The 25,291-nt window shown below is 65.0% G+C and carries 20 protein-coding genes and 1 pseudogene; 10 read left to right on the top strand and 11 right to left on the bottom strand.

Going from position 1 to position 25,291, the window contains the following annotated elements; all coding sequences use genetic code 11:
* Positions 1-120: 120 nt before the first annotated feature.
* The gene (locus tag EV687_RS15280) at positions 121-3,435 is read right to left on the bottom strand and encodes a carboxyl transferase domain-containing protein (protein WP_122229433.1); all 3,315 of its coding nucleotides are present in this window, start codon (positions 3,433-3,435) and stop codon (positions 121-123) included.
* 13 nt (positions 3,436-3,448) lie between these two features.
* On the bottom strand, positions 3,449-5,071 hold the full coding sequence (locus EV687_RS15275; RefSeq protein WP_242612673.1) for an AMP-binding protein: 1,623 nt from the start codon (positions 5,069-5,071) through the stop codon (positions 3,449-3,451).
* 95 nt (positions 5,072-5,166) lie between these two features.
* On the opposite strand from EV687_RS15275, the gene EV687_RS15270 reads away from it, so the two are divergent.
* From EV687_RS15270 to EV687_RS15240, 7 genes are all read left to right on the top strand, one after another.
* Positions 5,167-5,913, top strand: coding sequence for a TetR/AcrR family transcriptional regulator (locus EV687_RS15270; protein WP_122229435.1), 747 nt, complete (start codon positions 5,167-5,169; stop codon positions 5,911-5,913).
* Between the two features lie 123 nt (positions 5,914-6,036).
* A complete protein-coding gene (locus EV687_RS15265; RefSeq protein WP_122229909.1) occupies positions 6,037-7,299 on the top strand; it encodes a branched-chain amino acid ABC transporter substrate-binding protein in 1,263 nt (420 codons plus the stop codon).
* A gap of 297 nt (positions 7,300-7,596) precedes the next feature.
* A complete protein-coding gene (gene ahpC, locus EV687_RS15260) occupies positions 7,597-8,163 on the top strand; it encodes an alkyl hydroperoxide reductase subunit C (protein WP_122229437.1) in 567 nt (188 codons plus the stop codon).
* A 183-nt stretch (positions 8,164-8,346) separates the two neighbouring features.
* Positions 8,347-9,915, top strand: a complete 1,569-nt coding sequence (ahpF, locus tag EV687_RS15255; RefSeq protein WP_122229439.1) for an alkyl hydroperoxide reductase subunit F — start codon at positions 8,347-8,349, stop codon at positions 9,913-9,915.
* 123 nt (positions 9,916-10,038) lie between these two features.
* On the top strand, positions 10,039-10,860 hold the full coding sequence (locus EV687_RS15250; protein WP_122229441.1) for an IspD/TarI family cytidylyltransferase: 822 nt from the start codon (positions 10,039-10,041) through the stop codon (positions 10,858-10,860).
* 21 nt (positions 10,861-10,881) lie between these two features.
* On the top strand, positions 10,882-11,379 hold the full coding sequence (gene ispF, locus EV687_RS15245; protein WP_122229443.1) for a 2-C-methyl-D-erythritol 2,4-cyclodiphosphate synthase: 498 nt from the start codon (positions 10,882-10,884) through the stop codon (positions 11,377-11,379).
* 35 nt (positions 11,380-11,414) lie between these two features.
* Entirely contained in the window at positions 11,415-12,341 is a 927-nt protein-coding gene (locus EV687_RS15240; protein ID WP_122229445.1) for an AEC family transporter, read from the top strand.
* A gap of 201 nt (positions 12,342-12,542) precedes the next feature.
* Here the strand turns inward: EV687_RS15240 and EV687_RS15235 are convergent, their stop codons facing one another.
* Positions 12,543-13,040: a GNAT family N-acetyltransferase gene (locus EV687_RS15235; RefSeq protein WP_122229447.1), complete on the bottom strand. Its 498-nt coding sequence runs from the start codon at positions 13,038-13,040 to the stop codon at positions 12,543-12,545.
* 6 nt (positions 13,041-13,046) lie between these two features.
* Positions 13,047-13,559 (bottom strand): TlpA family protein disulfide reductase, encoded by a 513-nt coding sequence (locus EV687_RS15230; RefSeq protein WP_122229449.1) that lies wholly within the window; start codon positions 13,557-13,559, stop codon positions 13,047-13,049.
* Positions 13,560-13,868: 309 nt separating this feature from the next.
* Here EV687_RS15230 and EV687_RS15225 point away from each other — a divergent pair, with 309 nt between their 5' ends.
* Positions 13,869-14,354 (top strand): acyl-CoA thioesterase, encoded by a 486-nt coding sequence (locus EV687_RS15225; RefSeq protein ID WP_122229451.1) that lies wholly within the window; start codon positions 13,869-13,871, stop codon positions 14,352-14,354.
* A 60-nt stretch (positions 14,355-14,414) separates the two neighbouring features.
* On the opposite strand, the gene EV687_RS15220 is transcribed toward EV687_RS15225, so the two are convergent.
* The 6 genes from EV687_RS15220 to EV687_RS15195 all read right to left on the bottom strand — a co-directional run bounded on the left by EV687_RS15220 (position 14,415) and on the right by EV687_RS15195 (position 22,046).
* A complete protein-coding gene (locus EV687_RS15220; RefSeq protein ID WP_423201097.1) occupies positions 14,415-14,942 on the bottom strand; it encodes a DUF411 domain-containing protein in 528 nt (175 codons plus the stop codon).
* Positions 14,943-15,154: 212 nt separating this feature from the next.
* A complete protein-coding gene (locus EV687_RS15215) occupies positions 15,155-15,511 on the bottom strand; it encodes a carboxyl transferase domain-containing protein (protein WP_278044268.1) in 357 nt (118 codons plus the stop codon).
* 83 nt (positions 15,512-15,594) lie between these two features.
* A complete protein-coding gene (locus EV687_RS15210) occupies positions 15,595-16,254 on the bottom strand; it encodes a TetR family transcriptional regulator (protein ID WP_162846610.1) in 660 nt (219 codons plus the stop codon).
* A 28-nt stretch (positions 16,255-16,282) separates the two neighbouring features.
* Positions 16,283-17,830, bottom strand: a complete 1,548-nt coding sequence (locus EV687_RS15205) for an efflux transporter outer membrane subunit (protein ID WP_122229456.1) — start codon at positions 17,828-17,830, stop codon at positions 16,283-16,285.
* Positions 17,827-20,997 carry an efflux RND transporter permease subunit gene (locus tag EV687_RS15200; RefSeq protein ID WP_122229458.1) on the bottom strand — a complete coding sequence of 1,057 codons (3,171 nt, stop codon included), beginning with the start codon at positions 20,995-20,997 and terminating at the stop codon, positions 17,827-17,829. Before EV687_RS15200 ends, EV687_RS15205 begins: the two co-directional genes overlap by 4 nt.
* An 11-nt stretch (positions 20,998-21,008) precedes the next feature.
* Complete coding sequence (locus EV687_RS15195) at positions 21,009-22,046, bottom strand: efflux RND transporter periplasmic adaptor subunit (protein ID WP_122229913.1); 1,038 nt, start codon at positions 22,044-22,046, stop codon at positions 21,009-21,011.
* 601 nt (positions 22,047-22,647) lie between these two features.
* Between EV687_RS15195 and EV687_RS15190 the strand changes: the two genes are divergently transcribed.
* Both EV687_RS15190 and EV687_RS15185 read left to right on the top strand, forming a co-directional pair.
* A complete protein-coding gene (locus EV687_RS15190; RefSeq protein ID WP_122229460.1) occupies positions 22,648-23,223 on the top strand; it encodes a TetR/AcrR family transcriptional regulator in 576 nt (191 codons plus the stop codon).
* Between the two features lie 86 nt (positions 23,224-23,309).
* Positions 23,310-24,159 (top strand): annotated as a pseudogene (locus EV687_RS15185) (IS3 family transposase).
* Positions 24,160-24,278: 119 nt separating this feature from the next.
* Here EV687_RS15185 and EV687_RS15180 read toward each other — a convergent pair.
* Positions 24,279-25,211, bottom strand: coding sequence for a LysR family transcriptional regulator (locus EV687_RS15180; RefSeq protein WP_122229462.1), 933 nt, complete (start codon positions 25,209-25,211; stop codon positions 24,279-24,281).
* Between the last annotated feature and the right edge of the window lie 80 nt (positions 25,212-25,291).

Raw genomic sequence — 25,291 nt, 5'->3', positions numbered from 1 at the left:
GATGCGGGGGGAAAACCGCATGATGACGGCAAACGCCAGGGGCTGCAAATCACCGCCATAAACCCCTTCAGGGTCCGTTCCAGACGCGCCAGGCGCCATGGTGCCCGGCGCGTTTCTGCCTCACCAGGTATCCACGTAGGCCTGCGGCACGGCCACCGTGCGGGAGGCCGACTCCAGCCCGCGCAGCAGCCAGTTGCGCGTGTGGGCGGGGTCGATCACGGCGTCGATTTCCAGTGTTTGCGCCATGTTCATGGCCTCGCCATTGGCGTATTGCTGCGCCACCAGTTGGGCGAACAGCGCATCGCGCTCGGCGCCCGGCGCAGCCGCCTCCAGCTCCTTGCGAAAGCCCAGCCGCACCGCACCCTCCAAACCCATGGCGCCGAACTCGCCGGTAGGCCAGGAGATGGTGAACACCGGCGCGTCGAAACCGCCGGCGGCCATGGCCTGCGCGCCCAGGCCATAGCCTTTGCGCAGCACCACCGTGAAGTACGGCACCGCCAGGTGCGAGGCCGCCATGAACATGCGGCAGACATGGCGCACCTGCGCGCGTGCCTCGATGTCGGGGCCGACCATGAAGCCGGGCGTGTCGCACAGCGAGACGATGGGCAGGCCGTGCGCGTTGCACAGCTGCATGAAGCGCGCCGACTTGTCGGCCGCCTCGACGTCGATGGCGCCGCCCAGGTGCTGCGGGTTGTTGGCCAGAATGCCCACCGGACGTCCTTCGATGCGCGCCAGTGCGGTGATGATGCCGGCGCCAAAGCCCCGGCGCAGCTCCAGCACCGAACCGGCGTCGAACAGATGCTGCATGACGGCGCGCACGTCATAGACCCGCAGGCGGTTTTCCGGGATGAGGTGGCGCAGCCGGCGCTGGTCGGCGCAATCCCACTGCGCCAGGGTGCCCTGGAAGTAGGAAAGGTACTGGCGCGCCACGGCCACCGCTTCGGCCTCGTCCTCGACCAGCACGTCGATCACGCCGTTGGCCGACTGCACCTCGCTCGGGCCGATCTGCTCGGGCGTGAAGCTGCCCAGGCCGCCGCCCTCGATCATGGCCGGGCCGCTCATGCCGATGTTGCTGGCGCGGGTGGCAATGATGACGTCGCTGCAGCCAAGCAGCGCGGCGTTGCCGGCAAAACAGCGGCCATGCACGATGCCGACCACCGGCACCTTGCCCGACAGCGCCGCATACTGGCTGAAGGTGTGGTTGTTGAGACCGGCGACGATCGGCATGTCGGTATCGCCCGGGCGCCCGCCGCCGCCCTCGGCGAACAGCACCAGCGGAATGCGCAGCTGGTGCGCCACAGCCAGCATGCGGTCCTGCTTCTGGTGGTTGCGCAGGCCCTGGGTGCCGGCCAGCACCGTGTAGTCGTAGGCCATGACCACACAGCGCGCGGCCTCGGCGCCGAACCAGCGTTTGTTGACGCTGCCGATGCCAGTGACGATGCCATCGGCCGGGGTGCTGGCGATCAGATCCTCCAGAGAGCGCCGGCGCGTCTGCGCGGCAATGGCCAGCTGGCCGTACTCGATGAAGCCGTCCGGGTCCCCCTCCAGCTCGCACAGGTCGGCAATGTTCTCGCGCGCCGTGCGGCCGCCCTGCGCGTGGCGCTTGGCCACCGCCTTGTCCCGCTGCGGGTCGAGGGTAAAGGCGTGCCGGTCGATGACGCGCTGCAGGTCGGGGCGGATTGCATCCAGGTCCAGCGCGGCCTGCTCGTCCTGCGGCACGGCCTCGGCATCCACTGGTTCGAGCCGCAGCAGCGGCTGGCCTTCGGCGAGGTAGTCGCCCGGCCCGGCCAGCAGCGCCAGCACGCGGCCGGCCTGCGGGGCATGCAGCAGATGCTCCATCTTCATGGCCTCGAGCACGCCCAGTTGTGCGCCGGCCGGCACCCTGTCGCCAACAGCCACGTCGAACTGCACCAGCCGGGCCGCCATCGGCGCGCGCAGCACCGCCGGCCCGGCATCGGCAAACGGGTCGGCAGACGCACCGGCATGCGGGTCCATGCCGGCCGGTGCCACGGCATCATCCGCTGGCTGCCGGCTCTGCAGCGCCTGCGCCGCGGCCAGCAGTGCCGGCAGATGCTCCTCGACGAACCGCGTGTGCACGGCCTGGGCGCTGAACTCGGGCCGCGCGCCGATGGCCTGCAGCAGCGCCAGGTTGGTGGCCAGGCCGGCAATGCGGCATTCGGCCAGCGCGCGCTGGGCGCGCCGCTGTGCATCGGCGAACTGTGGCGAGGGGCTGTGCACGATCAGTTTGGCCAACAGCGTGTCGTAGTGCGGCGATGGCGCCAGACCCGCATAGCCGTGCGTGTCGATCCGCACGCCGGGGCCGGCGGGCAGCTCGAAACGCGTCAGGGTGCCACTGGCCGGCCGCGCCAGACCCTCGGCATCCAGCGTTTCGGCATTGATGCGCCACTGGATGGCAAAGCCACGCTGGGCGGCGCGGCCACCGTCGACGATGCCCAGCGCAGCCAGCGGCTCGCCGGCAGCCACGGCGATCTGCAACTGCACCAGATCAAGGCCGGTGACGGCCTCGGTGACGGTGTGTTCGACCTGCAGGCGGGGATTGGCCTCGATGAAGACGAAGGGCAGCGCGCCGGAGCTTTCATCGACCAGGAACTCGAACGTGCCCAGGCCGCGATAACCAACCTCGCGTGCCATGCGCAGCGCCGCATCGGTGATGGTCTGCGCCAGCGCATCGCTCAGTGACGGACTGGGCGCGATCTCGACCAGCTTCTGGAAGCGCCGCTGCAGCGTGCATTCGCGCTCGCCCAGGCTGGCGGCGGCCCGGCCATCGCCCAACACCTGGATCTCGATGTGGCGTGCCCGCGTCATCAGGCGTTCGACGTAGACTCCTTCGACACCGAACGCGGCCTTCGCCTCGGAGCTGCAGCGCGCGAAGGCCTCTGGCAATTCCTCGGCGCGCAGCACGGCCCGCATGCCGCGCCCACCCCCACCGCCGATGGCCTTGACCATCACTCCGGCGCCATCTTCCGCCTGGGCGGCAAGGAAGGCCTGGGCCTCGGCCAGCGTGACGGCGCCGCAGCTGCCGGGCATCACCGGCACGCCGCAGCGCTCGGCCAGCGCGCGCGCTGCGGCCTTGTCGCCGAACAGCGCCAGCTGCGCCGGCGTCGGCCCGATGAAGGCAACGCCGGCATCGGCGCAGGCCTGCGCGAAATCGGCACGTTCGCTCAGAAAACCGTAGCCGGGGTGGATGGCATCGCAATCCTGCGCCTGCGCGACGGCCAGCAGCGCGGCACCATCCAGGTAGGCCTGCGGGCCGCTGGCATCGAGCGCCACGGCGGTGTCGGCCAGCCGCACATGCAGGGCCTGGGCATCGTCCCCGGCATACACCACCACGGTGGCAATGTCCAAATCCTGCAGGGCGCGCAGCAGGCGCAGCGCGATCTCCCCCCGGTTGGCAATCAGTACGCGTTTGAACATGCTTGCACCGCTTTCAATCCAGGTCCTTGAGCAGGCGCCGCAGCACCTTGCCGGCGCCGGTGGCCGGCAATGCGTCGATGAAGCGTACGTGGCGCGGTGCCTTGTAGTTCGCCATGTTCTGGCGCGACCAGGCCACGATGTCGTCGGGCGAGACGTCGATGCCAGGCTTGCGAACGACGAAGGCCTTGACCACCTCGCCCTTCTCGGCATCGGGCGCTGCGATCACCGCCACCTGCGCCACCGCCGGATGTTTGATGAGGATGGTCTCGACCTCCTCCGGGAACACGCTGTAGCCCGAGACCTTGATCATCTCCTTGAAGCGGCCGATGAACGTGAGGTAGCCATCGGCGTCGAGCCGGCCCATGTCGCCGGTGTGCACCCAGCCATCGCGCAGCGTCGCGGCGGTGGCATCGGGCTTGTTCCAGTAGCCCTGGAAGACGCCGGGGCTGCGCAGCACGATTTCGCCGACCTCGTCGGCCGGCAGCTCGGCACCGGTGTCCGGATCGAGAATGCGGATCGTCACCCCCGGCGAGGCAATGCCCTGGGTGCCCCAGCGTGCCCCGCCGGCGGGCGTGTAGGTGTCGCAGGTGTGCGTCTCGGAGAGGCCATAGGCGGCCTCCTGCGAGGTGCAGTTCGGCGCGAACGACTGCCATTGCCGCGCCAGCGACTCGGTGAAGGCGATGCCGAAGCTGGTCACCGGGTTCATTCTGAGGCTGTCGAGGTTGAAGCTGCCGATGTCGGGCTGCTGCATGCAGGCCACGTTCATCGGCGCAATGCTGTACCACCAACTCACCCGGTAGCGTTCGATGGCCTGCAGTACGGCGCGCGGATCGAACCGGTGCAGCAGCACGCTGGTGGCACCAGTGAGTACCGGCACGTTCACCCCCATCAGCATGCCGGCGATGTGGTAGAGCGGCGCCACCGACAGCAGCACGTCGGCGGGCTGCACGCCATTGCAATCGGCCGTCACCCGCGTCTTGAAGAGCGCGTTGCCATAGCTGAGCATCGCGCCCTTGGGCAGGCCGGTGGTGCCGGAGGTATAGGTCATCAGTGCCACGTCATCGAGCGACAGCGCCACTCGTTGTGGACGGGCGCCAGAAGCCAGCAGCGCGAAGAAATCCTCGCAATTGGCTGGCACGCTGCGCGGCTGCGCGCGGGCCTGCACCAACTCGGCGGGCAGGTCCAGCGTCGGCCTCTCGGGCAGCCAGTCACCATAGTGGACCGCGAACACGTGTTCGAGCGAACTGTCCGCACGGATCTTCTGCACCACCGGCAGCAAGGGCGCGGCCGCAACGATCACGCGCGCCTGCAGGTCGCCGACCTGGTAGGCCAGTTCATGCTCCTTGTTGAGCGGCCCGCTGGGGCAGACGATGGCGCCGATCTTCTGGATGCCGAAATGCGCCACCAGGTATTCCGGGCAATTGCCCAGGAACAACACCACCGGCTCGCCCTTGGCCACCCCCAGCTGCTGCAGGCGCGCGGCAAAGGCATCGCTGGCGCCATCCAGTTCGGCCCAGCTGATGGCGCGGCCATACCAGATGCAGGCCGGGTGGTCCGGTCGGTGGCGCGCATGCTCGCGCAGGTACTCGTGCAAAGGCTGCTGGGGCCGCTCGGGCAGGCCGGCAATATCAGTCATCTTGTCTCCATGGCGTCAGTTTTGGGTTTGTCGTTGGCCGCGCGGAACGCCCGGCGGCTTGCCATGCGGTGCATCTTGCACCAGTATTCCTACCCATGGGTATAACCTCTGCGACACCACCGAATCCGACCGGCGCGCGCCGGCAGCGCAGCGGCCGGAAAGCGGCCATCACGCCACCGCCGCGGCCCGATGTGCCGCCGGACACCGGCCGCCAGCGCCACGTCAGCGCCGCCACCGATGCGCAGCGCGAACGCATCCTGCAGGCGGCCACCCGGCTCTTCGCGGCGCAGGGCTACGCCAACACCACCATCGCGCAGATCGCCGCCGAACTGGGCGTCACCAAGCCCTTCGTCTACTACTACTTCCATGACAAGCAGGCGCTCTTCGAGACGCTGTCCTGGCACCCGGCGGTGGCCTGTTTCTCGGCGCTGGACTTTGCCGATGGCGACCCGCGCCCGGCAGTACAGAAGGTGCAGGAGGGCCTGGCGCGGCTGATTCGCGCCACCATTGCGCACTACCCGGCCGCGTTCTTTCCGTACAAGGAGCCCCAGGCCTACCGCACCGAATACCAGGCGGCCGTGCGGCAGCTCGCCAACCGCTTCTATGACCGGCTCTGTCCGCTGCTGGAGCAGGCCCGCGCCGATGGTGACCTGGCCTTCGGTGAAACCCGGCTGACCGCGCTGGCAGCCTGCAGCCTGCCGGGCTTTCTCTACAGCTGGTACCGGCCCGATGGCCGCCTGGGCCCCGAGGCCGTGACCGCCGAGCTGACGCGGCTGGCCATGCAACTGCTGGGACTGCGCCCGCGCGCACCTGCCACGCCACCGTCCGCACCGGGCGGATAGATGCCCCTGGCGCCATGTGGAGGAAACCATGGCGCCGCCAACCCAAGGCCAAAGCCAATTTCGATGAAGCCGCCGGAACAGGCGGCCCGCCTCGCTCACCACCACAACCAAGGAGACAAAACCATGTTCAGCCCCCCTTCCCGCGCGATCGGTGCCATCGCCGCCGCCGGACTCGCCGCTTTGCTGGCGCATGGCAGCAGCCATGCCGCCGACACCTACCGGATCGCCTACATCGACCCGCTATCGGGCCCCTTCTCCGCCGTGGGCGAACTGATGCTCAACCACATCCAGTTCGCGGTGGAAGACATCAATGCGCAGGGCGGCGTGCTGGGCGGCACCGAGCTGGAACTGCTGAAGTTCGACAGCAAGCTCTCGGCGCAGGAGAGCCAAAGCGCCCTGCAAGCCGCCATTGACCAAGGCGCGCGCGCCATCGTCACCGGCGGTTCGGGCTCGTCGGTGGTCACGGCCCTGGTGCAGTCGGCCAATCGCTGGAACCAGCGCAACCCCGGCAGGGAAGTGCTGGTACTCAACCACTCGTCCATCGACCCGGAACTCACCGGCAAGACCTGCAGCTTCTGGCACTTCCAGACCGAGGCCAACACCGCCATGAAGATGAAGGCTCTGGCAGGCACCATTGCCGATCTGCCGGAGATCCGGAAGATCTATCTGCTCAACCAGGACTATGCCCACGGGCGCCAGTGGGCCGCCTATGGCCGGCAGATGGTGGGCCAGGCCCGGCCCGACATCCAGTTCACCGGCGAGATCTTCCATGCGATCGGGCAGGTCAAGGACTTTGCACCCTATGTCGCCGGCCTGCGCCAGGCCGGCGCCGATGCCGTCATCACCGGAAACTGGGGGCCGGACCTGAGCCTGCTGCTCAAGGCCGCGGGCGACTCAGGCCTGCAGTTGCGCTACTTCAACCACAGCGCCGGCGCCATGCCCGGCACGGTCACCACCATGTCGCAGATCCGCAAGGGCGACCTGACCTGGGTGGCGGAATGGCATCCCGGCCAGGCCGACCAGCCGCAGGTGGACGCGCTGGCGCAGCGCTACCGGCAGCGCATGGGCAAGGAATTCCTCTCGCCGCGCATGGACCTCACGCCACGCCTGCTGGCCGCCGCCATCGACAAGGCCGGCCAGACCGACAGCGTGGCCGTGGCGCGCGCGCTCGAAGGTCTTCGTTACGACTCCATCATCGGTCCGGTGGAAATGCGCGCCCAGGATCACCAGCTGCTGCTGCCGCAGGTGGTCAACACCATTGCCCCGGTGGACGGGCAAAAGGTCACCGTGGCCTGGGAAGGCACGGATTACGGCTTTCGCACCGATGCGGTCTTCACCGGTGCGGAGCTGGCCCAGCCCAGCGATTGCCAGATGAGGCGGCCCTGAGAACCTGCTTACGATCTTTTCGTGGGCCACTGAACGCGCCTCTGGCCGGCACCGAGTCGGGGCGCGGGGCGCCGGCCGTGCAACCAGCGGATCCAGGCATCACCTGCACCACTTGCGCTATTTGCATTACTTGCGCTATTTGCGTTGCTTGCGTCACTGGCATGACCAGCATGCCAGCGTCACAGAATCGTCAAAAACTATGACGACAATCGAATCATTCAATTTGATTTATCGCGTGAGTGCCGTAAACTTCTACCCATCGCCTGATTAATCCACCAACCGTCATAGGAGTCCGCAATGGTTGCACAAGTCAATACCGAAATCCTGCCGTTCAAGGCCACCGCTTTCCACGATGGCAAGTTCGTCGACATCACCGAGAAGGACGTCAAGGGCAAGTGGGCCGTGTTCTTCTTCTATCCGGCCGACTTCACCTTCGTTTGCCCGACTGAACTGGGCGACGTGGCCGACCACTACGAAGAACTGCAAAAGCTGGGCGTGGAAGTCTATTCCGTCTCCACCGACACCCACTTCACCCACAAGGCCTGGCACGATTCGTCCGAGACCATCGGCAAGATCAAGTACTTCATGGTTGGCGACCAGACCTTCACGCTGGCCAACAACTTCGGCGTGCTGCGCGAAGGCCAGGGTCTGGCTGACCGTGCCACCTTCATCGTCGACCCGCAAGGCGTGATCCAGGCCATCGAAGTGACCGCCGAAGGCATCGGCCGTGACGCCAACGACCTGCTGCGCAAGATCAAGGCCGCCCAGTACGTCGCCTCGCACCCGGGCGAAGTCTGCCCCGCCAAGTGGAAGGAAGGCGAGAAGACGCTGGCTCCCTCGCTGGACTTGGTCGGCAAGATCTGATTGCCCATCACACCTGAACAGGTGCTGAAACAGCAGACCTAGAAACAAGAGGCCATCGGCCTCTCCAACGCCCGGGCGCCTCAGCGGGTGCTCGGGCTTTTTTTGGCCCGAAATGCCCTCATGTATCGACATGACGGGCGCTGGAAACGCCAAAAAACGCCAAACGCAAAGGACATTCCGACCATGTTGGACGATACCCTCAAAACCCAATTGAAAGCCTATCTGGAGCGCCTGACCAAGCCGGTCGAACTGGTCGCTTCGCTGGATGACAGCGAGGGATCGCGCGACATGCTCGAGCTACTGAGCGACATCGACGCGCTCAGCGACAAGATCAGCGTACGCACCGACGGCAGCGATGCGCGCCGTCCCTCGTTCCTGATCACCAACCCCGGCACCAACTCCGGCCTGGTGTTCGCCGGCGTACCGCTGGGCCACGAGTTCACCTCGCTGGTGCTGGCACTGCTGCAGGTGGGCGGCCACCCCTCGAAGGAGCCCCAGGAACTGCAGGACCGCATCAAGCGGCTGGCCGGCCCGTTCCACTTCGAGACCTATTACTCGATCACCTGCCACAACTGTCCCGACGTCATCCAGGCGCTCAACCTGATGACGGTACTCAATCCCAGCATCACGCACACCGCCATCGACGGTGCGCTGTATCAGGGCGAGATCGAGGCCAAGGAAATCATGGGCGTGCCCACCGTCTACCTCAACGGTGAGCACTTCGGCCAAGGCCGCATGGAGCTCGGCGAAATCGTCGCGCGCATCGATACCAGCGCCGCCGCCGATGCCGCCCAAGCCATCAGCGCCAAGGACCCCTTCGATGTGCTGATCGTCGGTGGTGGCCCGGCCGGCGCGGCCGCTGCCATCTATGCGGCGCGCAAGGGCATCCGCACCGGCGTGGTGGCCGAGCGCTTTGGCGGCCAGGTGCTCGACACCATGGACATCGAGAACTACATCTCGGTATCCAAGACCGACGGCCCGCGCTTTGCCGCCGACCTCGAACGCCATGTGCGCGACTACGACGTGGACATCATGAACCTGCAGCAGGTCAAGGCCCTGGTGCCCGCCGCGCAGGCCGGCGGCCTGATCGAGGTGCAGACCGAAAGCGGCGCCACCCTGAAGTCCAGAACCGTGATCCTCGCCACCGGCGCGCGCTGGCGCTCGATGAACGTGCCCGGCGAAGAGGAGTATCGCACCAAGGGCGTGACCTATTGCCCGCACTGTGACGGTCCGCTCTTCAAGGGCAAGCGCGTGGCCGTGATCGGCGGCGGCAACTCCGGCGTCGAAGCCGCCATCGACCTGGCCGGCGTGGTGTCCCATGTGACGCTGCTGGAATTCGCCGACAAGATGCGTGCCGACGAGGTGCTGCAGCGCAAGCTCCACAGCCTGCCCAACGTCGATGTGCTGCTCAACGCGCAGACCACCGAGGTGACGGGCGCGGGCGGCAAGGTCAACGGCCTGAGCTACAAGGACCGTGTCAGCGGCGAGAGCAAGCATCTGGAACTCGAAGGCATCTTCGTGCAGATCGGCCTGCTGCCCAACACCGGCTGGCTCAAGGGCACCGTTGACCTGACCACCCCGATGGGCGAGATCGTCATCGACGCGCATGGCAAGACCAATGTGCCCGGCGTGTTCGGTGCCGGCGATTGCACGAATGTGCCTTACAAGCAGATCGTCATCGCCGCCGGCGAAGGCGCCAAGTCCGCGCTGAGCGCCTTCGACTACCTGATCCGCACCTCGGCACCCGACTGAGTGCAGCCAGGCAGGCATCGCCGCTCACCATCCAAGGCCCTGCGGGGCCTTTTTCATGGCCGCGGCCAGCCACGCGGCATTCACGCGGCAATGGCCTCTGTGCGGACTCTACAATCCTGCACCATGCATGCCGCCCCGCCTCAGCCAGCCTCCGACACCATCCGCATCTGGGCCGTGGTGCCGGCCGCGGGTCTCGGGCTGCGCGCCATTCCCGCGCAGGCGCAGCGCCGCGAGGGTCTGCCCCGTCCGGCCAAGCAATACTGGCCCCTGCTGGGCGAAAGCCTGATCACGCACACGCTGCGCGCACTCTCGGACGTCGCTGAAATCGAGCGCCTGCTGGTCGTGCTGGCCCCCGATGACCGCGACTTCGACACGCAGGTCGATCGCACCGGCATGCCGCGCCTGTTGGCTCGTCCGGTGGGTGGCGCCACGCGGGCCGAGTCGGTGCGCGGCGGCCTGCTGGCACTGCGCGAACTGGGTGCGCAGGCGCATGACTGGGTGCTGGTGCATGATGCGGCGCGCTGCCTCGTCACCAGCGCATTGATCGAGCGCCTGATCGCCCAGTGCCGGCGCGATACCGTCGGCGGCCTGCTGGCCTTGCCGCTGCCCGACACGCTCAAGCAGCAGACGGTGCCCGCCGGCAACGATGCCGCCGCACCACGGGTGGCCACCACCATCAGCCGCGCCGGCAAATGGCTGGCGCAAACTCCACAGATGTTCCGCCTCGGCCTGCTGCAGACGGCACTGGACCTGCCGGACCTCAGCAGCATCACCGACGAGGCCAGCGCCATCGAGGCACTGGGCCACCAGCCTCTGCTGGTGGCCTCGCATGCGCAGAACTTCAAGGTCACCTATCCGGACGACTTCGCGCTGGCCGAGGCCGTCCTGCGCGCACGCCAATCGCAGGACGCCCGCCTGACGACCTTCAGCCATATCAATGATTGACACGAGAGCACACTGAACACCATGCAGACAGCACCACGCATCCGTATCGGCGAAGGCTGGGACGTTCACGCCCTGGTTCCCGGCCGACCGCTGATTCTCGGCGGCATCGAAATCCCCTACCACATGGGCCTGCTGGGCCACTCCGATGCCGACGTGCTGCTGCACGCCGTCACCGATGCGCTGCTGGGCGCTGCCGGCCTCGGTGACATCGGCCGCCATTTCCCCGACACCGATCCGCAATTCAAGGGCGCGGACTCCACCATGCTGCTGCAGGAGGCATGGCGGCGTGTGGCGGCGCGCGGCTGGCAGATCGGCAACATCGACAGCACCATCACTGCCCAGGCCCCCAAGCTGGCACCGCACATGGAAGCCATGCGGGAGCACCTGGCCACCAGCCTGGGCCTGGCGCCAGGGCAGGTCAACATCAAGGCCAAGACGGCGGAAAAGCTCGGCCCGGTCGGCAGCGGCCAGGCCATGGAAGCGCGCGCCGTCGTGCTGCTGCTGGGCAGCGCCGTCTGAGGCCTGTCAACACGACCAACGGGAACCGCATCGATATGTTCGGATACGTGCTGCCGGTTTTTCTGGTCATCGCCGTGGGCGTGGCCATCAAGCGCCATCCCAGGGCACCGGCAGGGCTCTTCCCGGCGCTGGAATGGTTCAGTTTCTACATCGCATTCCCGGCCCTGCTGTTCCTGCGCACTGCGCAGCTGCAACTGGGCGCGAATGCGGTCAGCACGCTGGCGCTGGTCACGCTGCTGCCCACTGCGCTGATCCTGGTCGTCACGCTCGCCGGCCTGCGCCTGGCGCGGCGCCTGCCGAACCCGGCGCGCTCTTCGGTGATCCAGGGCGCCACACGGCCGAGCACCTACTACGGACTGGCCGTGGCGGCCCTGATCTTTCCTCCGGAGATCGCCTCGCTCGTCATGCTGGCACTGGCCATCTGCCTGCCTGCCGTCAATGTGATCGCGGTGATCGCGCTGGCCTGGTGGGGCGACCAGCAGGTATCGCCTCAGCGCATTGCCCGCATGCTGGCGCAAAACCCCATCATCGTGGCCACCGTCGCCGGGGCCTTGTGGAACATCAGTGGCCTGGGGCTGGCGACGCCGCTGGCCAATGCGCTGGAGATCCTGGCCGGCGTGGCCATGGGTCTGGGGCTGATCTGCGTGGGCGGCGGCCTCGATTTCCGGCCCGAGGGGGCGCACCCGCAAGCCATGGCATGGACCATCGCCCTCAAGTTGATGGGCTTGCCGGCCCTGACCTGGCTGCTGTGCCTGTGGCTGGGAGTGCATCCGATGGTGACCACTGCCGCCTGCTTTTATGCGGCCCTGCCGACCGCGCCAAACGCCTACATCATGGCGCGCCAGATGGGCGGCGATGCACGGCTGATGGCCGCGCTGATCACGCTGCAAACCCTGCTGTCGATGCTGACGCTGCCGCTGTGGATGCACTGGCTGCAGTTCACGCCGGCCAGCGGTGCCTGAGAACGCGGGTCACGCAGGAGGTCAAAAATGCAGTGGGCAAGACGCCTGGTGCGTTTTTGACCTCCTGCCCTTCGGGTTGTCCCGGCCCGACTGCGGTTTGCGCCTTGCCTCGCATCGCATGCCGGGGCAACGTGACCCGCGAACAGAGCGTCAACAGGTTCTGAAAGCTGCCGCTTCGACCTCATCCGCTTCGGCTGCCGCTCAGTTGTTCAGCGGCGCGCGCAGGTAAGTGGCACCCGGATGCGGGTTGAAGTAATAGGGTTCGATTTCGACGAACCCCAGATCCTCGTAGAGTGCGCGGGCCGACTCCATTTCGTCGATGGTATCGAGCAGCATCCAGGAGTAGCCCGCAAGGACCGCCATCTCCATGATGTTCTCGGCCAGACGCCGCCCCAGGCCAAAGCCGCGAAACAGCTTGCGCACGTAGAGGCGCTTCATCTCACAGGCGTTCGAATATGCCGAGGCCATCAACGGCCGCATGGCGCAGCAGCCCGCGAGCACACCATCGATGTCCGCCAGCAGAATGCAACCGGCAGGCTCGGCGTAGTCACCCGGCAGGCTGCCCAGCTCCGCCTCGAAGTTCTGGAAGGAGAGATCGATGTCCAGGCTCGCGGCATATTCGGCAAACAGCTCACGGGCCTGCTCGAAGTCCGCCGGGCTTTGCGCCAGGCGGATCGATATCTGCGGGATGGGGTCCATGCCGGATCAGGCGACAGGCTGCGCCAGCAGCCTTTCAATCAACTCGTGCAACTCACCGAAGTCAGGTTGCCCGACATAGCGCTTGACGATGTGACCCTGCTTGTCGACCAGGAAAGTCGTCGGGGTGATCTGCACATCGCCCCAAGCCTTGGCCAGCTCGCCGGTGTTGTCCAGCGCCACCTTGAAGGGCAACTGGCGCGATTGCGCGAAGTTGACCACGTAGCTGGGCGGGTCGTAGGACATCGCCACGGCCAGCGTGTCGAAGCCGCGTGCGGAGAACTTCTGGTAGGTCGACACCAGTTCCGGCATCTCGGCCACGCAGGTCACACAGCTGGTGGCCCAGAAATTCACCAGCGTGACCTTGCCACGCATATCGTCCGAGGTCTGACGCGAACCATCGAGCAACACGAAACTCGACGCCGGCGCCTCCTGTTTTGTGGGCCACAGCAGGAATGCGGCAGCCACGCCGACAACGAGCGCCAGCAATGCGAGGAAAATCTTTCGGGAGTGGGTTGCCATACAAGGACCGGATGCCAGATCGGGTGCGGTGCACCCATGAAAACTTTATACCATTTTATGCAGCCCTGCTGGCTGCGCTGCATCAAACACCGCCGCGTTGCCCCGCCCGCGCAGGCGGTCCTGCGCACCCATCCCTGTCATGGCATGCCATGACAGGGATGGGTGCGCAAGCTGGCATCGAATGTGCATGCCCTGCAATAACCCGCTCGGCCAAGCCTGCTTGGCGCAAAGCGCCCTGAAGAACCGGGCGCCTGCGGGCACAATGCGTCTCCATCACAGAACAACCCCCGGAAGATCGACATGCCCGTAATGGAACCCGGCAACCACCAACTGACCATGACCGTGCTGATGACGCCCGACATGGCCAACTTCTCAGGCAACGTGCATGGTGGCACCCTGCTCAAATACCTTGACGAAGTCGCCTATGCCTGCGCCAGCCGCTATGCCGGCACTTACGTGGTCACCATGTCCGTCGACCAGGTGGTGTTTCGCCAGCCCATCCACGTGGGCGAACTGGTGACCTTTCTCGCCTCGGTCAACTATTCCGGCCGCACCTCGATGGAAGTCGGCATCAAGGTCATCACCGAAGACATCCAGAAGCGCATGGTGCGTCACACCAACAGCTGCTTCTTCACCATGGTGGCCGTCGATGACGGCGGCAAGCCCATCACGGTGCCCGGCCTGTCGCCGCAGACACCGGACGAGAAGCGCCGCTACCACCAGGCCCAGCAGCGCCGCCAGCTGCGCCACGAACTGCAGGAGCGCTACCAGGCCATCAGCAAGGACATTGGCTGAGCGGGAGGACCCAACTCCAGCCACCGCCTTGGCCCTCGCCTGCGCCCTCAGGGCCCGTTCTCAGCGGTAGGCGCGGTACACGCGGCTTTCGCCACCCTTGAGGACGAGCAGCACTTCGTAGGGATCGCTGCGCCCCTCATAGACCGCCCCATCCATGCCGGGCGAGCCCACCACCATGCCCGGAACCGCCAGACCCAGCGCCTGGATGCGCGACTGCAGCAGGCGCCGCACATCCTGCGCCGGCACATGCCCTTCGAGCACATAGCCGCCCACCAGCGCGGTATGGCACGAGCCATAGCGCACCGGCATGCCCAGCCGCTCGCGCACGGCATGGTTGCCCGTCTCATGGACCGTCGGCGCAAAGCCATTGGCGACCATGTGTGCGATCCAGTCCTTGCAGCAACCACAGCTCGGATCCAACCAGACCTCCATCGGCACTGCGTCCGATGATGCCGACGATGCGGCAACGCGGCCGGCCATCAACGGCGCCGCAACCAGGCTGACGGCGGCGCGCAGCCAGTCACGCCGCGCTATTTGACCCGTCGCGCCGGACAGGCCCGCAGGCTGGTCATCGCAATACATGGGCATCGGTCGGCTCCATCACAAATGTACAAAGACGCAGCCATTGTGCCCAAAGACGCGCGTCACGGGTCGATGCGGTGCTTGAATGCCGGGCGCAGCGGTTGTCCCTGCCGTTCCAGAAGCGTCACAATCAGGCGCCGCGTATCCGTAGGATCGATGACATCATCGATCAGGCCGAGCTCTGCGGCCCGCCAGGCACTCGAGGCGTCCCGCACCCGTTAGTGGATCTGTTTGCGCTTTTCCACCGGGTTGGAGGCTGCCGCGATCTCCCGCCCGTGCATCAACTCCACCGCCACGTCCGGCCCCATCACGTCGAAGCGGGCGGTCGGCCATGCCAGCAGGCTGCTCGCCCCCATCCTGCCGCCCCCCATGGCCAGGTAGGCCAGGCCAATGGCCTTACGCAGCACCACCGTGATCTTGGGAACAGTGGCGCCGTACACGGTGTTGATCAGGCGAGTGGCTTGCGAAATCATGCGCTTTTGCTCCATGTCCGGTCCGATCAGGAAACCCGGGCAATCGCACAGAAAAGACAGGCAGAGAAGACAGGCGGAATGATCTCCGAAAAGGGCCCCCATGCCGGCAGCCATGGCTCCGGACGACTAACTGCACGCGGGCCGCTCCCGCCTGCAATGGCAGGCCGGGCGACGGTAGACCAGTTTCAGCGTCGCCGGGGTGGAGCATAGAGTTCGCAGCGCCGAGGTCCACCGGCCTCTGGCGCGGCAGCAGCAGCGCCGCGCCAGACCTCGAACACCATCTGCAAGGCACCGTGCGCGTCTGGTGTGAAAGGCCGTAGCGGATTGTGCAGAAAACGCGCTTTCCAGATGCCGAGCACCATCAGCAGCAATAGGCTGGCACAGGTGGCGGGCGAACGTTCCGGTCGCAACTCGCCCTGGCGCTGCGCCTGGTCGAAAAACTGCTCGAACGCCTGTAACACCTGCGCTTCTTCCTGTGCGCAGACGGTCAGGCACGCCTGGCCGAGCGAGCCGGTGAATTCGCAGCGATGCAGGACGATTTCCAGCACGCTCAACGCGTGCGGGTCGGCCTCGACGTCGTCGAGAAAGCGCCGCAACGTTGCCTGCAGCACACCCAACCAATCGCGCTGACGCGTCGCCAGTTCCTCTGTCAGCCGGGGGCTGAGCAACGGCAGGCCACGGGCGATAACGGCCTGCAGCAACGCCTGCTGGTCGGGGAAATGCCAATATACGGCTCCCCGCGTACAACCTGCGCGTGCGGCAATGGCCGCCATCGTGGTGGCGCTGACACCATGCGTGCGAAAGCTCCACTCGGCGGCATTCAGAATGCCCTCCCTCGTGGCCATCGATTCACGCCGGGTGCGTCGAACCATATCACTGACGCTGCCACAGTTGCCGGGCGTCGAGCACGCTGGCGCTGGCGGCGCGGACATCGGCACGGGCCTGGGCCGCCGCATCGGCGCTTTGCTGGTCCTGCACCGACCAGCCGCCGCCCAAGACCTTGTAGAGCGTGACTAGGCTGGCCTGCTGCGCCAGTTCGGCCTGAATCTGGGCTTGCTGGGCGGCAAACAGGTTGCGCTGCGCATCGAGCACTTCGAGGTAGCTGGAAACACCGCCTTCGTAGCGCAAGTCGACCAGCTCCGAGGTGGCGCTGGTCGCGTCCACCCGGCGCTGCTGCGTCGCCAACTGGCGGTCGACCACGCTGCGCTGCGCCAGCACATCGGCCACTTCACGGAAAGCCACCTGAATGGACTTTTCGTACTGCGTTAGGGCGATTTCCCGATCCACCTCGGCGGTATCCAGTTGCGCCTGCAGGCGCCCGCCAGTGAAGATGGGCAGGTTGATCTGCGGCACGAAGGTCCAACCCAGGCCGCCGCCGCTGCCGAACAACCCTTCCAGGTCACCGCTGGCGCGCCCGAGCGTGCCGGTCAGGCTGATGCTGGGGAAGAATGCCGCCCGCGCCGCGCCAATGTTGGCGTGGGCGCCTACCAGCGTGCGCTCGGCGGCGCGGATGTCCGGGCGGTTTTGCAGCAGATCGGCGGGCAAGCCGACCGGAATGTTTTGCACCGGCAGCAAGCGCAGCAAACTGCCGGGTTCGGGCAGCAAGGCGTCTGGCAGCGGGCTGCCGGTGAGCAACTCCAGTGCATTGCGATCCAGCAAGAGTTGCTGTTCGATCGTGAGCACCTGCGCGCGGGCATCCTCCAGCTCACCTTCGGCCTGGCGCATTTCCAGCTCGGAGGCGGTGCCGACCTCGGCGCGTTCGGTTTGCAATTCGTAAGAGTCCTGGCGGCTGGCCAGGGTTTGCTGCGCGACACGCTGCAAATCCAGATCGGCAGCCAGCGTCAGGTAAGCCCCGGCGACCTCGCCGATCAAACTGATCTGCGTGGCGCGGCGGGTTTCCTCGCTCGCCAGATAGGTTTGCAAGGCCTGCTCCTGCAAATCGCGGATGCGGCCAAACACGTCGATTTCATACGAACTGATGCCGACCTGCGCACTGTAGGAGCGGCTGATCATGCTGTCGCCAGTGCCAGACACGGAGGCCGGCACACGTTGCGCGCTCTGCCCGCCCGAGGCACCCACCTCTGGCAGCAAACCGGCGCGCTGGATGCGGTACTGCGCACGGGCGCGCTCGATGTTGAGCGCGGCCAGCCGCAGATCGCGGTTGTGCGCCAACGCCGTGGCAATCACCTGCTGCAGACGCGGCTCGGTGTAGAAATCACGCCACGGCAACTGTGCGGCAGGCACGGCACCATCCGCTGCTGCGGGCTGGTTGGCACTGACCGGCCATTGCGGCGCGGTGACCGACTCGGTAGAACGTTCATACTGCGGCGCGAGCGAGCTGCAACCGGCCAACACCAGTGCGCCCAGCGCAGCCGCAACGTGGCGCCCGATCACGCTCGGGCGAAAATTCAGATGGTTCATGCTTGACCTCCAACAGGCTGGGCAGATGGGTTTGCCGACGCAGTGCCTGGGCCTGGCTGATCGGGCGTGGCGCGGGCCTTGCGATCAAACAGGCGTACAACCACCACGAAGAACAGCGGCACGAAGAAGATGGCCAGCACCGTGGCCGAGACCATGCCGCCGATCACGCCAGTGCCGATGGCGTGCTTGGCCCCCGAGCTCGCGCCACTGGCAATGGCCAGCGGAATCACCCCGGCGGTGAAGGCCAGCGAGGTCATGATGATGGGCCGCAGGCGCAGGCGCGCGGCATCCACGGCGGCCTCGATCACCGTTTTGCCCTGTTTCTCATACAGATCGCGCGCAAACTCGACGATCAGAATGGCGTTCTTGGCCGACAAGCCGACAGTCGTCAGCAAGCCGACCTGGAAGAACACGTCGTTCTCCAGCCCGCGCATCATGGTGGCCAGCACAGTGCCGATCACCCCCAGCGGCACGACCAGCATGACGGAGAAGGGAATCGACCAGCTCTCATACAACGCGGCCAAGCACAGGAACACGATCAGCAGCGACAAGGCATACAGCGCCGGCGCTTGCGAGCCGGATTGGCGCTCCTCGTAAGACAGGCCGGTCCACGCCACGGTCAGGCCGGGCGGCAGTTGCGCCGCGATCTCCTCGACGGCGGCCATCGCCTCGCCCGAGCTGTAACCTGGCGCGGGTTGGCCCAGCAGCTCCACCGCCGCCACGCCGTTGTAGCGCTCCAGCTTGGGCGAGCCGTACGTCCACTCACTGCTGGCGAAGGCATCGAAGGACACCATCTGGCCCTGGTCGTTGCGCACATACCATTTGCCAAAGTCCTCCGGCGCGATGCGCGCATCGGCCTCGCCCTGGATGTAGACCTTCTTGACGCGGCCGCGGTCGATGAAGTCGTTCACGTACGAAGAACCCCAGGCCGCCGACATCGTGCTGTTGACGTCCGCCAGGCTCAGGCCCAGCGTGCGCACCCGCTCGTCGTCGATCAGCACCTGGAACTGCGGCTCGTCGTTCATGCCGTTGGGCCGCACGCCGGTCAGCGCCGGATGCTGCGCCGCCATGCCCAGAAACTGGTTGCGCGCCGCCATCAACTCCTCATGCGAGAGGCCGCCACGGTTTTCCAGAAACAGGTTGAAGCCGGTGGCATTGCCCAGCTCCGACACCGAAGGCGGCACGATGGCAATCACCGTGCCTTCCTTGATCTGCGAGAAGCGCCCCATGGATTGACCCGCCAGCTCGAACACGCTCTTGCTGCGATCCGCCCACGGTTTCAGGCTGACGAAGGCCATGCCCGAGCCCTGGCTGCGCCCGGCAAAGTTGAAACCGTTGACCACCATGACGGAAGCCACCGCATCGGACTGCTCGTTGACCAGATAGCTGGAGACTTCATCGAGCACCGCCTGCGTGCGCTCCGCCGGAGTGTTGGGCGGCATTTGCACCTGCACCAGCATCGTGCCCTGGTCCTCATCCGGCAGGAAAGACGATGGCAGTTGCGGAAACAGCCAGGCCAGCCCGGCAACGATGATCAAAAACGCCACCATGCCGCGCTTGCGTGCCCCGACCAGGCGTGCCACCCCGCCCTGATAGCGGTCGGCATTGCGGTCGAACCACCGGTTGAACCAGCCGAAGAAGCCGCGTTTTTCGTGGTGGTCGTGCTTGACGGGCTTGAGAATCGTCGCGCACAGCGCCGGCGTGAAGATGATGGCTACCAGCACCGACAGCGACATCGCCGTGACGATGGTGATGGAGAACTGCCGGTAAATCACGCCTGTGGAGCCGCCGAAGAACGCCATCGGCACGAACACGGCCGAGATCACCAGCCCGATGCCGACCAGCGCACCGGTGATCTGCTCCATGGATTTGTAGGTCGCCTCCTTGGGCGAGAGGCCTTCTTCGGCCATCAGCCGCTCGACGTTCTCGACCACCACGATGGCATCGTCCACCAGCAGGCCGATGGCCAGCACCAGCCCGAACATGGTCAGGATGTTGATGGTGAAGCCCAAGGCCGACATCACCGCGAACGTGCCCAGCAGCACCACCGGCACCGCCATCGTCGGGATCAGCGTGGCGCGGAAGTTCTGCAGGAACAGGAACATCACGAAGAACACCAGCACGATGGCTTCAATCAGCGTACTCACCACACCGGAGATGGATTCGCTGATGACCGGCCCGGTGTCATAGGGGTACACGACCTCCATGTTGGGCGGGAAGCTCTGCTCAAGCTGGTCCAGCTCGGCGCGGATGTTGGCGATGGTTTGCAAGGCGTTGGCACCGGTCGCCAGGCGAATCGCAATACCAGCCGAGGGCTGGTTGTTGAACTTGGAGGTAATCGAGAAACTCTCGGCGCCAATCTCCACCGTGGCCACGTCGCGCAGGCGCACCTGCGAGCCATCGCTGTTGACCTTGAGCAGAATGTTGGCGAACTGCTCCGGCGTTTCAAAGCGCGTCTTGCCCAGCACCGTGGCGTTGAGCTGCACGCCCTGGCGCGTCGGCAGGCCGCCCAACTGGCCAGCGGAAACCTGCACGTTCTGTTGCTGGATGGCAGTGCTCACGTCCAGCGGGGTCAGGCTGTAGCTGGTCAATTTGGAGGGATCGAGCCAGATGCGCATGGCGTTCTGCGAGCCCAGCACCATGAAGTCGCCCACGCCTTCGGTGCGCGAGAGCGTGTCCTGCAGGTTCGAGACGATGTAGTCGCCCAATTGCGGCGCCGTCATGCTGCCGTCGGTGGAAATCAAACCGAGCACCAGCAGGAAGTTGATCTGGTACTTCACGACCCGGATGCCTTGTGACTGCACTTCGGCAGGCAGCAGCGGCTCGGCCAGCGAGAGCTTGTTCTGCGTCTGCACCTGGGCAATGTCGGGGTCGGTGCCCTGGTTGAAGGTCACCGTGATGGAAAAGCTGCCATCGGCGTTGCTGGCCGAGCTGACGTAGCGCAGACCATCCAGGCCATTGAGCTGCTGCTCGATCACCTGCACCACCGTATCCTGCACCGTCTGCGCGGAGGCTCCGGGGTAGGAGCCGGAAATCTGGATGGCCGGTGGCGCGATGTTGGGATACTGGTTGACGGGCAGCGAGCGAATCGCCAGCGCACCGGCCAGCATCAGCACAATCGCGATGACCCAGGCAAAAATCGGTCTGTCAATGAAAAAGCGTGCCATGACCTGACCTCTTACTGGTTGGCTTCAGGCGCTGCTGGAGCGGCCGGTGCTGCACCAGCAGCGGGCGCCGGTGCAGCTTGCACCGGCACGGCCTTGACCTGCGCGCCATCGCGCACGCGCTGGATGCCATCGACGATGACTTGCTCACCGGCCTGCAATCCATCGCTGACCAACCAGTCGCCGCCCACGGTGCGCTCGGTCTGAATGGGCCGCTGCGACACTTGCCCCTGCGCGTTGACGACGAACACCGAGGGCTGACCGCGGTTGTCGCGCGAGACGGCGCGCTGCGGCACCAGCAAGCCCTGCTCGCGCACACCTTCCTGCAACTTGGCACGCACGAACATGCCCGGCAACAACACGCCATCCGGATTGGGGAACACGGCTCTCAAAGTCACCGAGCCGGTACCGGGATCCACGCTGACTTCGGAGAACTGCAACGTGCCTGGATGCGCGTAGCTGCGGCCGTTTTCCAGTTCCAATTGCACGGGCGCCCTGCCATCGCCGGCGGCTTGCAGGCGCCCGCTGGCGAGGTCTTCGCGCAACTGCAGCATGGCGCCGGAAGGCTGGACGATGTCCACGTAGATCGGATCCAACTGCTGGATGGTGGCCAGTGCCTCGGCCTGATTGGCCGTCACCAACGCACCTTGCGTGACGGATGAGCGCCCGATACGCCCGGAGATTGGGGCGGTGATGCGGGTGTAGCCCACGTCGATGCGCGCCGTATCCGCCGTCGCCTTGGCCTGCAGGTACTGCGAGCGGGCATCGTCGCGCTCCTGCTGGCTGATGGCTCGGTTCTGAATCAGGCGGTCGTAACGGTCGGCCAGCAGTTTGGCCGATTCCAGGCTGGCCTCGGCCCGTGCCAGCGTGGCGCGATACGACGTCGGGTCGATCTGGTAGAGCACCTGTCCCGCTTTCACGTCCGAACCTTCCTCGAACAAGCGCTCACGCAGGATGCCGCCGACCTGAGGGCGCACCTCCGCAATCAGATAGGCTGCAGTGCGACCAGGCAACTCTGTCGAGAGAGTGACCGGCTGAGTATGCAGCGTCATGACCCCGACCTCTGGAGGGGGCGCCTGCGGCGGGGCAGAACTCTCGGCACGCTCGCCGCTGCACGCGGTCAACAACAGCAGCGTGCCGAACAAGCACGCCAACCCTTTGCAGCGCAATGGAGGTTTGGACTCTTTCACGGGAAATTCCTTGATCTTTCGGGTTGCGCGGTTACCGGCGCAATCGTTGCGAGGGTCTTGCCACCCATTGGCCAGACTTAGAGTTGTTGGTTGACCAAACTATTTCCAAGCAAGAAGCTTGCGAAGCTTGAGCAAGCCACGCGAGATTATATAGGTTGATTGACCGACCCAACTCAATGACGAGTCCGTTGCCTTGCGCCGCCGCAGGAAAAGCCGCGCGACTAACCAATCTCCGTCGAGGGATATCCTTGAGTATGATTCCCCGCTGCCGCCTGTGTCGGCCACACGACACATTGTCTGAGTGCGTCACGCGGGTAGGGCAGTCAGGTAAAGTTTTGGGTTCTGCCCCGCAAGCCCGGCTGTTCGGTCCGGTCCACGCAACCCATACCTAAGACAAGACTTTGGTACGCGGCAAACGCGGTCGGCAGGCGCACTCCGCAGCAGGCCCTCAGGATCTACACCCATGAACAAAGAAGAATCGGAAATTGCCCGTAAGCGCAAGGCGCAAATCCTCGATGCTGCCGCGGAGTGTTTTCGCGTCAGGGGATTTCATCGCAGCAGCATGGCCAGAATCTCCGAAGCGGCAGAGATGAGCTCGGGCCACATCTACCACTACTTCAAAAGCAAGGAAGACATCGTCGCCGCGATCGTCGAGCGCGACCGCAGCGAGATCAGCGTGCTGCAAAGCGCTGCCGCGGCCAACCCTGGGCAAGATGTCATGGACTTGTTCATCGACCAACTCAGCCACGCCGTCTCCATCCACAAAGATCTCAAGCGCGCTTCGCTAACCATTGAAATCCTGGCCGAAGCGGCGCGCAACCCCGCCATCGCCGCAGTGGTGCATCGCAACGATGCCGAATTCCACACGGCGCTCCAAGAACTTGTCGGAGATGACAGCCGCGAGACCCGCTCGCGCCTCGAAATCGTGGCAGCACTGCTTGCAGGCCTGTCGGTCAGGGCACTGCGCAATCCCAAACTCGAAGAAGATCTGGATTTCGACATGCTCAAGCGGGTGGTCCGCTTTATTCACAGTGTGTGAGAGTTGACCCTGTCCCATGATTTCGAAGCGTTCGGTAACAGAACGACCGGCATGATTGAAGGCCCGGATCGGGCCAGGAGCATGTCATGAGGAAGAACATGTTCACTGAGGATCAGATGGCCTTTGCGCCCAAGCAGGCGGAACTGGGCATCAGCGTCGAGCAGGTGTGCCGCAAGATGGGCATCAGCGATGCAACCTTCTATGTGTGGCACAAGAAGTACGCAGGCGTTGGACCATCGGAGCTGCGTCGGCTGGGCCAGTTCGAAGAAGAGAAGCGCAAGCTCAAGCAGATCGTGGCCAACCTGAGCCTGGACAAGACGATGCTGCAGGCGATGGTCGAAAAAAGCTTTGAGGCCTTCGCCGCGCCGGGCGGTGGTGCCCGAATTGATACAGCGTTTCGGATGCAACGAGATCTGGAGCATGGATTTCGTGGCCGACGCGCTGTTCGACGGGCGCAAGCTGCGCATGTTGACGGTTGTTGAGCTGTACACGCGCGAGTGCCTGGCCATTGATGTCGGGCAGAGCCTCAAGGGAGAAGACGTTGTGCGCACGCTCAATCGCATCACTGCGCAGCGCGGCCTGCCGGCTACGATCAGGACCGACAACGGCAGCGAATTCATCTCCAAGGCGATGGACAGATGGGCCTATGAGCGTGGTGTGGAGCTCGACTTCAGCCGACCGGGCAGGCCGACCGACAACGCGGCTGTGGAGAGCTTCAATGGCCGGTTGCGCCAGGAGTGCCTGAATGCACATTGGTTCTTGTCATTGGCCGACGCGCAGGCCAAGATCGGGGTTTGGCGCAGGGACTACAACGAGAGTCGCCCCCACTCTGCGCTGGGGTGGGCGACACCTGCCGAATTCGCCCGCCGTTGCTGCATGCAGACAGCAACGGCGATATCAGAGGAGCCAGAAGTTTCTGCTTCAGGGCGGTGCTGAGTCGGGTACAGGGTCAATAGCTGGGTAGCGAGGTATATAGTCGGCTGTCAGATAAGGCGGCGCAGAGCTAAGAAATATTTGTCGTTAAGATTGATGGCACGATTTGGCCCGCAACTCAGTCAATCCAAGAGCATCTGCATGGAAAGTTTGGGTGCATTGGGGATCAGGGCGCGTATATCCAGTACCTCCGTCAGATATTCCACAAACACGTCAGCGGGACGACTTAGCGGTGCGCCGCGAAGATAAATCAAGTCGGCGAGAATTGGCGTTGCCCCCTCAAGAGGGATTACCCTGAATGCAGCTCTTGGCCAGCTTTGCAGGGAGAATTGCTCTACCAATGCTACGCCTGCGCCGGCTTGTACCAATGCGCAGGCGCTATGGGGGGTCCCGACTTCAATGGTGGTCTGCAACGCAGATCCATGCTGATCGAAAAAAGAGGCCAGGCGTTGGGCCATTGGTGTTTTCGGTACGTAACCAATGTTGAGGTGCTGCGCCAGCTCCTGCGCACTAACGGCGCTGGCTTGCGCGAGGGGATGACTCCAAGGACAGATGCACATCAACTCACTGCGTGCTATCAGGCGCGTCGTGAGTTGAGGGTGTTCCATCGGCAGCGTCGATATGCCAAGATCGGCGTGGCCTTCAAGTATGCAGTCGCGCAGCGCTTCGTGCCCTAGCAGTACGAAGCGCACGTGCAAATCGGGAAACCTCAAGCGCAGCTTTGCCAGTGCGATAGGCACTAGCTCATGGCCAATGCTATTGCTTGCAACAATGCTGAGCAGGCCTTTACGACGTTGCAAAAGGTCTTGCGCGAGCCGGTCGATATCACGTATACGCCCGTAGATGTCATCGACCGACTTGAAAAGTCGCTTTGATTCCTCGGTCGGATAAAGACGCCCCTTGATTCGATCAAACAGGGGAAACCCAAGCTGCACTTCCAGATGGCCGAGTACCCGACTCACTGCCGGCACAGAGACGTGCAGCAGCCGAGCGGCGTCACTGACCGAGCCGGTTGACATGACCGCCCAGAACACTTCCAGATGTCTCAACTTCATGCAGTGACTCTAACTCCAACTCGCGCATAACGGTGGCAAGGCAAGAGTGTCTCCGACATCCACGCCTTTGAACAGGCTCT

Source organism: Corticibacter populi (assembly GCF_004217315.1).
In the GTDB taxonomy this organism is placed as follows: Bacteria; Pseudomonadota; Gammaproteobacteria; order Burkholderiales; family Burkholderiaceae_C; genus Lampropedia; species Lampropedia populi.
This window is presented reverse-complemented; position numbering and strand designations above follow the sequence as displayed.

What these genes read in the sequence shown, in the direction of transcription:
- EV687_RS15215 (WP_278044268.1), bottom strand. Translation starts at nt 15,511, where the DNA reads ATGGGGGCCCTTTTCGGAGATCATTCCGCCTGTCTTCTCTGCCTGTCT.
- EV687_RS15240 (WP_122229445.1), top strand. Translation starts at nt 11,415, where the DNA reads ATGTTCGGATACGTGCTGCCGGTTTTTCTGGTCATCGCCGTGGGCGTG.
- EV687_RS15200 (WP_122229458.1), bottom strand. Translation starts at nt 20,997, where the DNA reads ATGGCACGCTTTTTCATTGACAGACCGATTTTTGCCTGGGTCATCGCG.
- EV687_RS15250 (WP_122229441.1), top strand. Translation starts at nt 10,039, where the DNA reads ATGCATGCCGCCCCGCCTCAGCCAGCCTCCGACACCATCCGCATCTGG.
- EV687_RS15225 (WP_122229451.1), top strand. Translation starts at nt 13,869, where the DNA reads ATGGAACCCGGCAACCACCAACTGACCATGACCGTGCTGATGACGCCC.
- EV687_RS15195 (WP_122229913.1), bottom strand. Translation starts at nt 22,046, where the DNA reads ATGACGCTGCATACTCAGCCGGTCACTCTCTCGACAGAGTTGCCTGGT.
- EV687_RS15205 (WP_122229456.1), bottom strand. Translation starts at nt 17,830, where the DNA reads ATGAACCATCTGAATTTTCGCCCGAGCGTGATCGGGCGCCACGTTGCG.
- EV687_RS15230 (WP_122229449.1), bottom strand. Translation starts at nt 13,559, where the DNA reads ATGGCAACCCACTCCCGAAAGATTTTCCTCGCATTGCTGGCGCTCGTT.
- ahpC (WP_122229437.1), top strand. Translation starts at nt 7,597, where the DNA reads ATGGTTGCACAAGTCAATACCGAAATCCTGCCGTTCAAGGCCACCGCT.
- EV687_RS15280 (WP_122229433.1), bottom strand. Translation starts at nt 3,435, where the DNA reads ATGTTCAAACGCGTACTGATTGCCAACCGGGGGGAGATCGCGCTGCGC.
- EV687_RS15190 (WP_122229460.1), top strand. Translation starts at nt 22,648, where the DNA reads ATGAACAAAGAAGAATCGGAAATTGCCCGTAAGCGCAAGGCGCAAATC.
- EV687_RS15265 (WP_122229909.1), top strand. Translation starts at nt 6,037, where the DNA reads ATGTTCAGCCCCCCTTCCCGCGCGATCGGTGCCATCGCCGCCGCCGGA.
- EV687_RS15220 (WP_423201097.1), bottom strand. Translation starts at nt 14,942, where the DNA reads ATGCCCATGTATTGCGATGACCAGCCTGCGGGCCTGTCCGGCGCGACG.
- EV687_RS15180 (WP_122229462.1), bottom strand. Translation starts at nt 25,211, where the DNA reads ATGAAGTTGAGACATCTGGAAGTGTTCTGGGCGGTCATGTCAACCGGC.
- EV687_RS15210 (WP_162846610.1), bottom strand. Translation starts at nt 16,254, where the DNA reads ATGGCCACGAGGGAGGGCATTCTGAATGCCGCCGAGTGGAGCTTTCGC.
- ispF (WP_122229443.1), top strand. Translation starts at nt 10,882, where the DNA reads ATGCAGACAGCACCACGCATCCGTATCGGCGAAGGCTGGGACGTTCAC.
- ahpF (WP_122229439.1), top strand. Translation starts at nt 8,347, where the DNA reads ATGTTGGACGATACCCTCAAAACCCAATTGAAAGCCTATCTGGAGCGC.
- EV687_RS15275 (WP_242612673.1), bottom strand. Translation starts at nt 5,071, where the DNA reads ATGACTGATATTGCCGGCCTGCCCGAGCGGCCCCAGCAGCCTTTGCAC.
- EV687_RS15235 (WP_122229447.1), bottom strand. Translation starts at nt 13,040, where the DNA reads ATGGACCCCATCCCGCAGATATCGATCCGCCTGGCGCAAAGCCCGGCG.
- EV687_RS15270 (WP_122229435.1), top strand. Translation starts at nt 5,167, where the DNA reads ATGGGTATAACCTCTGCGACACCACCGAATCCGACCGGCGCGCGCCGG.